Origin of the sequence: Streptomyces sp. NPDC055962 (genome assembly GCF_042270185.1) — a bacterium.
Classification (GTDB): Bacteria; Actinomycetota; Actinomycetes; order Streptomycetales; family Streptomycetaceae; genus Streptomyces.
In genome coordinates this window covers 1,078,582-1,091,193 of the sequence record NZ_JBHJYN010000001.1, presented here as the reverse complement: position 1 = coordinate 1,091,193, position 12,612 = coordinate 1,078,582, and the positions used below count along the sequence as shown (strand labels likewise).

General features: G+C 71.8%; 16 protein-coding genes. 12 read left to right on the top strand and 4 right to left on the bottom strand.

Annotated elements, in window-relative coordinates; all coding sequences use genetic code 11:
* Nucleotides 1-18 precede the first annotated feature (18 nt).
* Together tsaE and ACFC51_RS04870 are read left to right on the top strand one after the other, a co-directional pair.
* Nucleotides 19-552 carry a tRNA (adenosine(37)-N6)-threonylcarbamoyltransferase complex ATPase subunit type 1 TsaE gene (gene tsaE, locus ACFC51_RS04875; protein ID WP_376377287.1) on the top strand — a complete coding sequence of 178 codons (534 nt, stop codon included), beginning with the start codon at nt 19-21 and terminating at the stop codon, nt 550-552.
* Nucleotides 553-749: 197 nt separating this feature from the next.
* Complete coding sequence (locus ACFC51_RS04870) at nt 750-953, top strand: hypothetical protein (RefSeq protein ID WP_376377289.1); 204 nt, start codon at nt 750-752, stop codon at nt 951-953.
* Nucleotides 954-1,104: 151 nt separating this feature from the next.
* Here the strand turns inward: ACFC51_RS04870 and ACFC51_RS04865 are convergent, their stop codons facing one another.
* Nucleotides 1,105-1,644 carry a hypothetical protein gene (locus ACFC51_RS04865; RefSeq protein WP_376377321.1) on the bottom strand — a complete coding sequence of 180 codons (540 nt, stop codon included), beginning with the start codon at nt 1,642-1,644 and terminating at the stop codon, nt 1,105-1,107.
* A 190-nt stretch (nt 1,645-1,834) separates the two neighbouring features.
* On the opposite strand from ACFC51_RS04865, the gene tsaB reads away from it, so the two are divergent.
* The 7 genes from tsaB (at nt 1,835) to ACFC51_RS04830 (ending at nt 6,056) form a co-directional block, all read left to right on the top strand.
* Nucleotides 1,835-2,482 (top strand): tRNA (adenosine(37)-N6)-threonylcarbamoyltransferase complex dimerization subunit type 1 TsaB, encoded by a 648-nt coding sequence (gene tsaB / locus ACFC51_RS04860; protein WP_376377291.1) that lies wholly within the window; start codon nt 1,835-1,837, stop codon nt 2,480-2,482.
* Nucleotides 2,479-2,970, top strand: coding sequence for a ribosomal protein S18-alanine N-acetyltransferase (gene rimI / locus ACFC51_RS04855; protein ID WP_033297630.1), 492 nt, complete (start codon nt 2,479-2,481; stop codon nt 2,968-2,970). The genes tsaB and rimI overlap by 4 nt, the downstream gene beginning before the upstream one ends.
* A complete protein-coding gene (gene tsaD / locus ACFC51_RS04850; RefSeq protein WP_376377295.1) occupies nt 2,970-4,076 on the top strand; it encodes a tRNA (adenosine(37)-N6)-threonylcarbamoyltransferase complex transferase subunit TsaD in 1,107 nt (368 codons plus the stop codon). Before rimI ends, tsaD begins: the two co-directional genes overlap by 1 nt.
* Nucleotides 4,073-4,342 carry a hypothetical protein gene (locus ACFC51_RS04845; RefSeq protein ID WP_376377297.1) on the top strand — a complete coding sequence of 90 codons (270 nt, stop codon included), beginning with the start codon at nt 4,073-4,075 and terminating at the stop codon, nt 4,340-4,342. The genes tsaD and ACFC51_RS04845 overlap by 4 nt, the downstream gene beginning before the upstream one ends.
* 146 nt (nt 4,343-4,488) lie before the next feature.
* Complete coding sequence (locus ACFC51_RS04840) at nt 4,489-4,950, top strand: VOC family protein (RefSeq protein WP_376377299.1); 462 nt, start codon at nt 4,489-4,491, stop codon at nt 4,948-4,950.
* Between the two features lie 73 nt (nt 4,951-5,023).
* Nucleotides 5,024-5,296: a DUF1876 domain-containing protein gene (locus tag ACFC51_RS04835; RefSeq protein ID WP_376377301.1), complete on the top strand. Its 273-nt coding sequence runs from the start codon at nt 5,024-5,026 to the stop codon at nt 5,294-5,296.
* Nucleotides 5,297-5,405: 109 nt separating this feature from the next.
* On the top strand, nt 5,406-6,056 hold the full coding sequence (locus tag ACFC51_RS04830) for a hypothetical protein (protein WP_376526993.1): 651 nt from the start codon (nt 5,406-5,408) through the stop codon (nt 6,054-6,056).
* A gap of 20 nt (nt 6,057-6,076) precedes the next feature.
* Here ACFC51_RS04830 and ACFC51_RS04825 read toward each other — a convergent pair whose 3' ends face one another.
* Nucleotides 6,077-7,291, bottom strand: coding sequence for a methyltransferase domain-containing protein (locus ACFC51_RS04825; RefSeq protein WP_376526991.1), 1,215 nt, complete (start codon nt 7,289-7,291; stop codon nt 6,077-6,079).
* A 123-nt stretch (nt 7,292-7,414) separates the two neighbouring features.
* Here ACFC51_RS04825 and ACFC51_RS04820 point away from each other — a divergent pair, with 123 nt between their 5' ends.
* The 3 genes from ACFC51_RS04820 (at nt 7,415) to groL (ending at nt 10,659) form a co-directional block, all read left to right on the top strand.
* On the top strand, nt 7,415-8,335 hold the full coding sequence (locus tag ACFC51_RS04820; RefSeq protein ID WP_376377307.1) for a polysaccharide deacetylase family protein: 921 nt from the start codon (nt 7,415-7,417) through the stop codon (nt 8,333-8,335).
* Nucleotides 8,336-8,623: 288 nt separating this feature from the next.
* A complete protein-coding gene (groES, locus tag ACFC51_RS04815) occupies nt 8,624-8,932 on the top strand; it encodes a co-chaperone GroES (RefSeq protein ID WP_003966899.1) in 309 nt (102 codons plus the stop codon).
* Between the two features lie 101 nt (nt 8,933-9,033).
* Nucleotides 9,034-10,659, top strand: coding sequence for a chaperonin GroEL (gene groL / locus ACFC51_RS04810; protein WP_376377309.1), 1,626 nt, complete (start codon nt 9,034-9,036; stop codon nt 10,657-10,659).
* Nucleotides 10,660-10,793: 134 nt separating this feature from the next.
* On the opposite strand, the gene ACFC51_RS04805 is transcribed toward groL, so the two are convergent.
* Both ACFC51_RS04805 and ACFC51_RS04800 read right to left on the bottom strand, forming a co-directional pair.
* Nucleotides 10,794-11,567 carry an SDR family NAD(P)-dependent oxidoreductase gene (locus ACFC51_RS04805; RefSeq protein WP_376377311.1) on the bottom strand — a complete coding sequence of 258 codons (774 nt, stop codon included), beginning with the start codon at nt 11,565-11,567 and terminating at the stop codon, nt 10,794-10,796.
* Between the two features lie 308 nt (nt 11,568-11,875).
* Entirely contained in the window at nt 11,876-12,550 is a 675-nt protein-coding gene (locus ACFC51_RS04800; RefSeq protein ID WP_376377313.1) for an MOSC domain-containing protein, read from the bottom strand.
* Between the last annotated feature and the right edge of the window lie 62 nt (nt 12,551-12,612).

The window sequence follows — 12,612 nt, the reverse complement described above, 5'->3', positions numbered from 1 at the left end:
CCTCTAACGTTGGTCGGCATGGAAGCAGCGCACAACGGCCCGGTGGCCGGTCCCGTCACACCGGGCGCCGTCACCCTGGACGTCGCCGTAGAGTCCCCCGAAGAAATGAAGGAGCTGGGCCGCCGGATCGCCGGTGTGCTGGCCCCCGGCGACCTGGTCATGCTCACCGGTGAGCTCGGCGCGGGCAAGACCACCCTGACCCGCGGTCTCGGTGAAGGCCTCGGGGTGCGGGGTGCCGTCACCTCGCCGACCTTCGTGATCGCCCGGGTCCATCCGCCGCTGGGCGACGGCCCCGCCCTGGTCCACGTCGACGCGTACCGCCTGGGCGGTGGCCTCGACGAGATGGAGGACCTCGACCTGGACGTGTCCCTGCCGGATTCGGTGATCGTCGTGGAGTGGGGCGACGGCAAGGTCGAGGAACTGTCCGAGGACCGGCTGCGCGTGGTGATCGACCGCGCCGTCGGCGACACGGACGACGAACGCCGCACGGTGACCCTGGTGGGGATCGGGGCGCGCTGGGCAGAGCTGGGCGGGGAGCTGGCGGCGCTCTGAGGGCGGACGCCGGCGGACGGGTGCGGCGCCCTCCGTACCGGGGCTCCGCGAGGTCTCCGTACCCTCGTTCACCCACCTTTTCCGACAAGGCGTCGGTAAAATGTTGCGCCGGGGCGGTCCGCCGTGGTCACATGGGACACAGGGACATGGTTAGGTCTACCTAACCACGCCTCTCACCGAAGCCCGAGGAGGCATCCATGCCGGCACCCGAGCGTGAAGTGCACCCGCAGCCGTCGCAGGCGTCACCGGCGGAGACACCGGCGGTGTCCGCGGTGTCGATGAGGGATCTGCTGGCCTCCTGCGCCGCCGCGACGGCGGTGTCGACCCCGCCCCGCGACGCGCAGGCGGACGAGGACGCCGCGCAGGACGTGCCGCCCGCCGCGGAGCGCGACGCGGCCTGACCTCCCCGGAGCGGCTGCGCCGAGGAGCGCGCCACGGGGACGTGCCGAGGGGTGCGCCACAAGGGCGACGCGACTCCGAGGGTGCGCCGTACGGGACGCCGCGCGCCGAGGGGGGGTGCCCTGTCGGGACGACGCGTGCCGAAGGGTGCCGCTACGGGACGACGACGACCTTCACGCCGACCGTGGCGAAGGTCCACACGGCGTCGCCGTCGGCCCGCTTCATCCGCACCCCGCCGGTCTTCCTGGTCGGGTCGGGGGTCTCCATCGAGCCGTCCTGGGCGGCACTGAAGCCCACGGAGACGTCGCCGACGTCCGCGAAGCGCACCACGTGCTCGATCAGGACACCGTCGGAGCCCTTGATGCTGCCGGAGCGCGACGTCACCCGGTACACACCGGGCAGCGGGCTCACGGAGCTGGGCATCACGGTGAACGTCCGGACCGCCTTCTCCTTGTCGTCCACGATCCACACGCGGCGGTCCTTCAGCGCGTACACCACGCGGGCCCCGGTGTCGGAGTCCTCCGGGACGGCGAGGGGCGCCTCGGGGGCCGCAGGCTTCTTGGAGGGGGCAGCGGTCGTCGGCCGCGAAGCCCCGGCCGACGGGACGGCGACCGAGTCGGGCGCGTTCGCCGACGCCTGGTAGGCGAGGAAACAGACCGCGGCCACCGCCGCGGCGGTGAGCCCGGCCACCATTCCCGAGCTGCCCCTTGCCACCGTGAGGTCCCCTTTCACATGCCGTCCGTCGCATGTCGTACAAGCATTTACGTCGTACACGCGTATACCCGGCGACGGTACCAGCAGCGGAAGGGGAGGCCGGGACGACGTACGGGCTGCCGTGGCCGAGTCGGCGGAGCCGTAGGCTGTTTGTGTGCTGCTGCTCGCCATGGATACCGCCACCCCCGCCGTCACCGTCGCCCTCCACGACGGCGTCTCCGTCGTCGCCGAGACCGGACAGGTCGACGCCCGCAGGCACGGGGAACTGCTGCTCCCCGCCGTCGACCGGGTCCTCACCGAGGCCGGGGTGACACTCGACGCCGTGACCGACGTGGTCGTCGGGGTCGGACCCGGCCCCTACACCGGGCTGCGTGTCGGCCTGGTCACCGCGGCGACCTTCGGCTCCGCGCTCTCCGTGCCCGTGCACGGGCTGTGCACGCTCGACGCCCTCGCCTACGCCGCCGGACAGGAGGGCCTCGAAGGCCCGTTCGCCGTCGCGACGGACGCACGCCGCAAGGAGGTCTACTGGGCGCGGTACGGGGACTTCCGCAGCCGGGACGGCGAACCCGCCGTCGACCGGCCCGCCGACATCGCGGACCGGCTCGCCGGACTGCCCGTCGCCGGCGCGGGCGCGCTGCTCTACCCCGAGGCCTTCCCGGAGGCCCGCGGCCCGGAGCACGTCTCCGCCGGAGCCCTCGCCGCCCTGGCCGCCGAGCGGCTGGCCGCCGGCGCCGCGCTGCTCCCGCCGCAGCCGCTCTACCTGCGCAGGCCGGACGCCCAGGTCCCCAAGAACTACAAGGTGGTCACCCCCAAGTGACCACCGCGACCGCAGTGCTCCGCGAGATGCGCTGGTGGGACATCGCGCCGGTGCTGGAGCTGGAACACGAGCTGTTCCCCGACGACGCCTGGTCGGCGGGCATGTTCTGGTCCGAGCTGGCCCGTGCCCGTGGGCCGCGCGCGACCCACCGCTACGTCGTGGCCGAGGACCCCGCGGACGGCCGGATCGTCGGCTACGCGGGCCTCGCCTCCGCCGGTGACCTCGCCGACGTCCAGACGATCGCGGTCAGCCGCGGTCAGTGGGGCGGCGGCCTGGGCTCCGAGCTCCTGACCGATCTGCTCCGGCACGCCACCGCCTTCGAGTGCACCGCGGTGCTCCTGGAGGTCCGTGTCGACAACACCCGCGCGCAGAAGCTCTACGAACGCTTCGGCTTCGAACCCATCGGCTTCCGCCGGGGGTACTACCAGCCGGGGAACATCGACGCACTCGTCATGCGCCTGACCGTACAAGGAACAGAGACAGACTGATGGCTGACGAACCGCTCGTACTCGGTATCGAGACCTCCTGCGACGAGACCGGCGTCGGCATCGTGCGCGGCACGACGCTCCTCGCCGACGCCGTCGCCTCCAGCGTCGACACGCACGCCCGCTTCGGGGGTGTCGTCCCCGAGATCGCCTCCCGCGCCCACCTGGAGGCGATGGTCCCCACCATCGAGCGCGCCCTGAAGGACGCCGGGATCAGCGCCCGTGACCTCGACGGCATCGCGGTCACCGCCGGCCCCGGGCTCGCCGGCGCGCTGCTCGTCGGCGTCTCGGCCGCCAAGGCGTACGCGTACGCCCTGAACAAGCCGCTCTACGGGGTCAACCACCTCGCCTCGCACATCTGCGTCGACCAGCTGGAGCACGGGCCGCTCCCCGAGCCGACGATGGCGCTGCTGGTGAGCGGCGGGCACTCCTCGCTGCTGCTGGCCCCGGACATCACCAACGACGTGCGGCCGCTGGGCGCGACCATCGACGACGCGGCGGGCGAGGCCTTCGACAAGATCGCCCGGGTCCTGGACCTCGGCTTCCCCGGCGGGCCGGTCATCGACCGGCTGGCGCGGGAGGGCGACCCGAAGGCGATCGCGTTCCCGCGCGGACTGAGCGGCTCGCGCGATCCCGCGTACGACTTCTCGTTCTCCGGCCTCAAGACGTCCGTGGCGCGCTGGATCGAGGCGAAGCGCGCCGCCGGTGAGGAGGTCCCGGTGCGGGACGTGGCGGCGTCCTTCCAGGAGGCCGTCGTGGACGTCCTCACCCGTAAGGCCGTCCGCGCCTGCAAGGACGAGGGCGTCGACCACCTGATGATCGGCGGAGGCGTCGCGGCGAACTCGCGGCTGAGGGCGCTCGCCCAGGAGCGGTGCGAGAAGGCCGGGATCAGGCTGCGGGTCCCCAGGCCGGGGCTCTGCACGGACAACGGGGCCATGGTCGCCGCGCTGGGCGCCGAGATGGTGGCACGCAACCGTCCCGTGTCCGACCTGGACCTCTCCGCGGACTCCTCGCTCCCGGTCACCGAGACCCACGTCCCGGGTGCGGGCGGCCACAGTCACGGCCACGACCACGTGCACGAGATCAGCAAGGACAACCTCTACTCATGACCGTCGCCCTGATGTGGGAGGCCCGTGCGGCGGAGGGCCGGGGCGCGGAGCTGCTGGAGTGGGCCAGGGCGCGGACGGCCGAGCTCGCCCGGCAGCCGCTGCGCGACGAGCTGCTGTGCGCCCCGGGGGACCGGGTGCTCGTCCTGACCTGGTGGGACGCGGCGTACGACGGGGAGCTGCCGGAGCTGCCCGAGCCGGAGGCCGGGCTGATCAGCCGCCCGGTGCACCGGTGGCGCTTCGAGTCGCTCGGTCCTGCGGGCGGCTGACAGCGCCCGGTCCGGCGGGCGGCTGACAGCGCCCGGTCCGGCGGGTGGCTGACGGGGGCCGTGCCCCGGGTGTTCCGATGAGTTTCCGGCCCGGAACCGGTCTACCTTGCACGCGAACGACGGCGTTGCGAGCGAAGGAGCAGACCATGCAGAAGATCAGGCCCTGTCTGTGGTTCGACAACCAGGCGGAGGAAGCGGCCGAGTTCTACGTCTCGGTCTTCGGTGGTGACTCCCGCATCGAGAACGTCACCCGCTGGCCCGAGGGGACCGATTCGGCCGGATCGGTGCTGACCGTCGACTTCGTGCTCGCCGGCCAGGAGTACCTCGGCCTCAACGGCGGCCCGCAGTTCACCTTCGACGAGGCCGTCTCGCTGAGCGTGGACTGCGCGGACCAGGAGGAGGTCGACCGGCTGTGGGCGAAGTTCACCGAGGACGGTGAGGAGAGCCAGTGCGGATGGCTGAAGGACAAGTACGGGCTGTCCTGGCAGATCGTCCCGCGCGAGCTGCCCGAGCTGCTCGGCGGCCCCGACCGGGCCCGTGCGGAACGGGCGATGAAGGCCATGATGGGGATGCGGAAGCTCGACGTCCAGGCCCTGCGGGACGCCTGAACCCCCGGCCACGCCGTGCGCGGGCGGGGGAAGGGGCGCACCCTGGAAACAGGGAATCCGGGAGGTGACCGTCATGATGGAGACCACCGTCGGATGGCATATCGAGCTGGAATTCGAGGAGGACTCCCACCGCACCCGCGCGGCGGCCCTCGTTCGGCTCAGCGACGGGACCGAGGTACGGGCCCACGGATACGCCAGCCGTCATCCCTCCGATGCGGAGCAGCCGCGGGTGGGCGAGGAGATCGCCGGGGCCCGCGCGCTGAACGAGCTCGCGATGAAGCTGCTCACCAAGGCGCACGACGAGATCGACGACGCGTCGGGCCGCACGTCGTACCCACTGACCTGACCTGACGCCCATGTGGCCTGAACTGGCCTGACCCGACCTGACCTGACCTGCCGGGCAACCGGCGGACGTCGGTGCCGGGGTGTGTTGCCCGCTCGGTAATGTCTGGGCCATGCCACGTAGTTCACCCCTGCCGCCACCGCCCCCGCCCGCGGAGATACGCACCTGGCCCGACCGTGACGCGCTGCTGCGGGACCGGGCGGTCGTCCTGGGCGAACTGGTCAGGATGTTCGTCGGCCCCGGCCGGCTCGGTCTCCACTGGACGTGGGCCGGCATCACGGCGCTGGGCTGGTCGCTCGCTGGCGCCGCGTTCGTCATGTTCGAGGAGGCGCAGGGGCCCTTCGACACGATCCCCGGGGTCATCAGCCTCGCCATCGGCGCGGCCGTGCTGATCCCCGGTGCCGCCTTCATGGCCGTCGGTGCGGCACGGGACGTGCGGGTCCACCGGCTCCTCGTGCAGTGGGGGGCGCTGGAGAGCGACCCCGTGGGGGATCTGCCGCTGCGGATGCCGCGGGCGAACGTCGCCTGGCTGCTGACGTCGTCCGCGCTCTGCGCGGCCGGGCTCTTCGGCTGCGTCGTCGTGCCGGCGACCGCCCGTGCGGGCCAGGAGACGTACGGCATGGTGGCCTGGCTGATGGGGCTGGGATTCCTCGCCTGGCTGACCGGGCTGACCGGCTTCGTCAAGGCGTTCGCCCACCGGCGCTGGGTACTGCGGGTGCTGGCCGGGACGAGGGCGGGACAGCCCGTCGCTGCGGGCGGCTGACCGCCAGCGCGGACTGCTGGTCAGGGCAGCTTCACCGGCTGCCCGATCAGCATCGTCGGGGCCCCGGCCACCCGGGTCAGGAAGACGGTGGCCGAGTGGGGCCCCTGGAGCTTCATCTTCCGGCGCAGTTCCTCCGGTTCGACCGCCGAGCCGCGCTTCTTGACGGTCAGGACACCGACCTGACGCTCTCTCAGCAGTGCTTTGAGCTTCTTCATGTTGAAGGGCATCTGGTCGGTGATCTCGTACGCGGCCGTGGCGTCCGACGCGTAGGGCGTGTCGCTCGTGACGTAGGCGATCGTCTCGTCGACCAGCCTGCCGCCGCACCGCTCGACGACGTCCGCCACCAGATGGGCACGGATGACGGCGCCGTCCGGCTCGTACAGATACCGACCGACGGGGCCCACCGGCGGGGCGGGGAGAGGTCCGTCGGAGACGAGCGTCGCACGCGACGGCAGCAGCGTGGCCCGGTAGGCACCCGGTGCGAAGCCCTCGCCGAACCAGAGCACCGCCTCCTTCACGTCGCCGCCGTCCGAGATCCACTCGGCCTCGGCCTGCGGTCCGATCGCCTCGTGCGGGACGCCGGGGGCGATCTTCAGCGCCGCGCGGGGGGCCCTGAGCGCGGCCTCCGTCGCCCAGGACAGGGGCGGTGAGTAGGCCTCGGGGTCGAAGATCCGGCCGCGTCCGCCGCGCCGGGCGGGGTCGACGAAGACCGCGTCGTACGGGGACGTGTCGATCTCCGTGACGTCGGCGCACCGCACCTCGACGAGGTCCTGGAGGCCGAGCGCCTCGGCGTTGGCCCGGGCGACCTGAGCGGTGAGCGGGTCCCGGTCCACGGCCAGGACCCGGATGCCCGCCCGGGCCAGGGCGATCGCGTCGCCGCCGATCCCGCAGCACAGGTCGGCCACGCTCCGCACGCCGAGCTCCGCGAACCGCCCGGCGCGGTAGGAGGCGACCGAGGTGCGGGTCGCCTGTTCCACGCCGTTCGGGGTGAAGAACATGCGGTACGCGTCCGCCGCCCCGAACTTGGCGACCGCGCGCTGCCTCAGCCGCGCCTGGCCGAGCGCCGCCGAGACCAGGGCGGCCGGGTGCGTACGGCGCAGACGGGTCGCGGTCGCCAGTTCACGGGCGGGGTCGTGGTCACGCAGCTCGTCCAGGAGCGCCGTGCCCTCGGGGGTGCGCAGGGCGGCGAAGGCGGCGAGCGGATCGGCCTGATCTGCGGGGGGAAGGTCGTTCACCCGTCCATTGTGAGCCAGCCGGGGGACCCGGCGGATCCCCCGGAGGTGTCGCGGGAGACCGCCGGTGACCCGGTGGCAGGATGCGGCGCCATGCAGCTAGTACGACAAAAAGAAAAATCTGTCATGAAGCGCCACAGAGCGGTCTGTGCGGTCGTGGCCGCCCTGCTGATCGGCGCCGCCGCCTCCGGATGTGCAGACGGTGGTGACGAAGCGGCCGCCGGCCGGGGCGGGCCGGCCGCCGGGCAGCCGGGAGCCGCCGCGGCGCAGGCGGGCCCCGCGGCCGCCGAGGCCAGGGCCAGGGCCGAGGCGGAGCGCCTGAAGCGGGAGCTGGCCGCACGCGTCGCCGTCGCGAAGAAGTGGGGGCTGGCCAAGGTCCCGCTCGCCGCTCCCGCGCCGCCTGCCGCGAAGCCGCACATCACCACCCGCGAGGGGTTCGAGGTGGAGGGCGGGGAGAAGCTGCCGCCGGTCTTCACCACCGTGCCCACCAAGGAGCGGATCGTCTTCCTGACGATGGACGACGGGGCGGAGAAGGACCCCGAACTGCTCCGGATGATGACGGAACTGAAGATCCCGTACAGCGCGTTCCTCAGCGACTACGTGGTGAGCGACGACTACGGCTACTTCAAGGACATGCAGGCCCGGGGCGTCACCCTCAACAACCACACGCTCAACCACCGCTACCTCCCAGGGCTCTCGGCGTCCGAGCAGCGGCGGGAGATCTGTGGCGAGCAGGACAAGATCGAGAGGTTCTTCGGGAAGCGGCCCACGCTCTTCCGGCCGCCGTACGGCAACTACAACGGCGACACCCTGCGCGTCGCGAAGTCCTGCGGCATCAAGGCCGTGCCCCTGTGGGCGGCCGAGGCGTTCCCCGACCACATGGAGTGGCGCGAGTGGGACAGGGACCTGCATCCCGGAGACATCATCCTCACCCACTTCCGGGGTGACGAGGACTGGGAGGGCTCCATGGCCGACATGGTCCGGCGCGTCATGAAGACGGTCACGGACAAGGGGTACGCGGTGGCCAGGCTGGAGGACTACGTCTGACGGGAGCGGTCCGCGCACCGGCCCGCCCGGCACCGGAACGGCGTGGAGGTCTCCCGCGTTGTCCCGGGGGCGGGCCGGCCCCGCGGCGCCACGCGAGGGTGGTGAATTGGCACTCCGCTTGACCGAGTGCTAATCGCGGTCATAGTCTCAGTGCTGGCACTCCCCGAGGGAGAGTGCCAGCACCACTGCGCGACAGGGCAGGTCCGGCACCCGCGACGACGGATCGACCTGGTCGCCACCCCACAGACTGTTAAACCCCGTGAGATCTCCGAAGGGGGAGACCGGATCGTGTCGACCACCAGCTCCAAGGTTGCGATCAAGCCGCTCGAGGACCGCATTGTGGTCCAGCCGCTCGACGCCGAGCAGACCACGGCTTCCGGCCTGGTCATTCCGGACACCGCCAAGGAGAAGCCCCAGGAGGGCGTCGTCCTGGCCGTGGGCCCGGGCCGCTTCGAGAACGGCGAGCGCCTTCCGCTCGACGTCAAGACCGGCGATGTCGTGCTGTACAGCAAGTACGGCGGCACCGAGGTGAAGTACAACGGCGAGGAGTACCTCGTCCTCTCGGCGCGCGACGTCCTCGCGATCGTCGAGAAGTAATTCACCCACGTTTGCTTCTGTTCTGCGCCCCTGGCCCCCTGCGAGATGACTAGCCGGGCGGCGAGGGGCGCAGTTCGTTTTGAGAGGGAAGAAAACAGCCCATGGCGAAGATTCTGAAGTTCGACGAGGACGCCCGTCGCGCCCTTGAGCGCGGCGTCAACAAGCTTGCCGACACGGTGAAGGTGACGATCGGTCCGAAGGGCCGCAACGTCGTCATCGACAAGAAGTTCGGCGCTCCCACCATCACCAACGACGGTGTCACCATCGCGCGCGAGGTCGAGCTCGACGACCCGTACGAGAACCTCGGTGCCCAGCTGGTGAAGGAGGTGGCGACCAAGACCAACGACGTGGCGGGTGACGGCACCACCACCGCCACCGTGCTCGCCCAGGCCCTCGTCCGCGAAGGTCTGCGCAACGTCGCCGCGGGCGCGTCCCCGGCCGCCCTGAAGAAGGGCATCGACGCCGCCGTGAAGGCCGTGTCCGAGGAGCTCCTCGCGACCGCCCGCCCGATCGACGACAAGGCCGACATCGCCGCCGTGGCCGCGCTCTCCGCGCAGGACCCGCAGGTCGGCGAGCTCATCGCGGACGCGATGGACAAGGTCGGCAAGGACGGCGTCATCACCGTCGAGGAGTCCAACACCTTCGGTCTGGACCTCGAGTTCACCGAGGGCATGGCCTTCGACAAGGGCTACCTGTCCCCGTACATGGTGACCGACCAGGAGCGTATGGAGGCCGTCCTCGACGACCCGTACATCCTGATCCACCAGGGCAAGATCGGCTCGATCCAGGAGCTGCTCCCGCTGCTGGAGAAGGTCATCCAGGCCGGCGCCTCCAAGCCGCTCCTGATCATCGCCGAGGACGTCGAGGGCGAGGCGCTCTCCACCCTCGTCGTCAACAAGATCCGTGGCACCTTCAACGCCGTCGCGGTGAAGGCCCCCGGCTTCGGTGACCGCCGCAAGGCCATGCTCGGCGACATCGCCACCCTCACGGGTGCGACCGTCATCGCCGAGGAGGTCGGCCTCAAGCTCGACCAGGCCGGTCTGGACGTGCTCGGCACGGCCCGCCGCGTCACGGTCTCCAAGGACGACACGACCATCGTCGACGGCGGCGGCGACTCCGCCGACGTCAAGGGCCGCGTCAACCAGATCAAGGCCGAGATCGAGTCCACGGACTCCGACTGGGACCGTGAGAAGCTCCAGGAGCGTCTCGCGAAGCTGGCCGGCGGCGTCTGCGTGATCCGCGTCGGTGCCGCCACCGAGGTGGAGCTCAAGGAGAAGAAGCACCGTCTGGAGGACGCCATCTCCGCGACCCGCGCCGCGGTCGAGGAGGGCATCGTCTCCGGTGGTGGCTCCGCCATCGTCCACGCCGTCAAGGTCCTCGAGGGCAACCTCGGCAAGACCGGCGACGAGGCCACGGGTGTCGCGGTCGTGCGCCGCGCCGCCGTCGAGCCGCTCCGCTGGATCGCGGAGAACGCGGGCCTCGAGGGCTACGTCATCACCTCGAAGGTCGCCGAGCTCGACAAGGGCCAGGGCTTCAACGCCGCGACCGGTGAGTACGGCGACCTGGTGAAGGCCGGCGTCATCGACCCGGTCAAGGTCACCCGCTCCGCCCTGGAGAACGCCGCGTCCATCGCGTCGCTGCTGCTCACGACCGAGACCCTGGTCGTCGAGAAGCCGGCCGAGGAAGAGGGCGACGCCGGTCACGGCGGCCACGGCCACTCCCACTAGTACGGCTCCGTACGACACCGAGGCCCGGTACCCCCGTCGCGGGGGCACCGGGCCTCGGTGCGTGTGCGGGACCGCGTCCCGGGCGTCTGCTCCGGACCGTCGGTCCGGCGGCTGCCCGGGGCCGGTCCGGGCGGCTACTTCGGGCCGTACGTCCGGCCGGCACGGGAGGTCACTCCACCGAGCAGGCCGCGGGGCGCCAGCTTCACCAGGCCCATCATCGCCTTGTAGCGGGGGTCCGGGATCGACACCGTCCTGCCCCGTGCCAGGTCCGCCAGTGCCGCGGCCACCAGCTTGTCGGCGTCGAGCCACATCCAGTCCGGGATGTTGCCCGTCCCCATCCCGGCCCGCTGGTGGAACTCGGTGCGCACGAAGCCCGGGCACAGGGCCATCAGCCGCACCCCCGAACCCGCCAGGTCCTTCGCGGCGCCCTGGGTGAACTGGACGACCCACGCCTTCGACGCCCCGTACGTCCCCCGCGGCAGGAAGGCGGCGACGGACGCCACGTTCACCACGCCGCCGCGGCCGCGCTCCCGCATCGGGCCCGCGGCCGCCGAGGTGAGCCGGAGAACCGCCTCGCAGTGGACCTTCAGCATCGTCAGCTCGTCGGCCATCGAGACGTCCAGGTAGCGCCCCTTGTTGCCGAAGCCGGCGTTGTTCACCAGCAGGTCGACGGGGCTCACGCGGTCCGCCAGCCGCGCTTCGACCGCCTCGATCCCGGCGTCCGTGGACAGGTCGGCCGTCAGCACCTCGGCCTCGATGCCGTGCCCGTCGTGCAGCTCCGTGGCCTGGGCCCGAAGCCGTTCCGTGTCGCGGGCCACCAGCACCAGATTGTGCCCGTCACCCGCGAGCCGCCGTGCGAAGGCGGCCCCGATCCCCGCCGTCGCGCCCGTAATCAGTGCAGTCGTCATAGGCGGCACGTTAGTGCCCGCGTGTGCGGGCGGCCGACCCGGCTTCTCCCTCAGGCCGGTCGGCCGGACGGAGGACCGCACGGACGGCCCGGCCGATGTCGTGCGCCGTCTGCCGGCGGGCGTCGAACCCCGCGTCAGCGACGGCGCTCGCACACAACCCTGAGGTGAAGGCGCTTGATGACGACAACCCGTACGGCATCCCCCGCCGCGTCGACGGCACCCTCACCCTGGGCTGCAACCCACGGCGCCGGGGCGGAGCCGGACGGTACCCCCGTACGGCTCCGCGCGCGTCCGCGTCACCGGGGTGGTCAGGAGGCGGAGTCCCGCTGTGCCACGTACGCCCGTGCGGCGCGCAGCGTCTCGGTGTGCAGGGCGTCCCCGGCGTCGAGCAGGCCCGGGAGCAGCTCCCGCTGCGTGGTCGTCGCCCGGAACTCGATGGCCGCGGTGATCCCGTGGCCGGGCACGTGCACCACCTCGACCGGGTCGCCGGAGCGGATCGTCCCCGGTTCGATCACCCGGAGGTACGCACCGGTCGCGCCCTCGCGCGTGAACCGCTTCACCCAGCCGTGCTCGCCCAGGTGGCCCGCGAACGTACGGCACGGAATGCGCCCCGACGTCACCTCCAGGACCAGCTCGTCGCCGATCCGCCAGCGCTCACCGATGCGCGCGTGGCTCACGGTGAGGCCGACCGTGGTCAGGTTCTCGCCGAACGCACCGTTGGGCAGGGGCCGGCCGAGCTCCTTCTCCCAGGCGTCGAGCTCCTCACGGGCGTACGCGTAGACCGCCTGGTCCGATCCTCCGTGGTGCCGGAGGTCGCACACCGCGTCACCGCTCAGACCGCTGCCGCCGCTGCCCTTGGGGCCGGGGTCCGCGACCCGCACGGGGCCGTCCGACGGACGCTTGCCGATCCCGGTGAGCCCGGAGGCCCCGTCGGAGTGGGGAGAGGGCGTGGGACGGCCGAGATTCACGGTGAGCACCTTCATGACCGGACAGACTAATCGCGGGGCACTCAAAGGTGCTCATGATTAATCGACTCTTTCTGCAA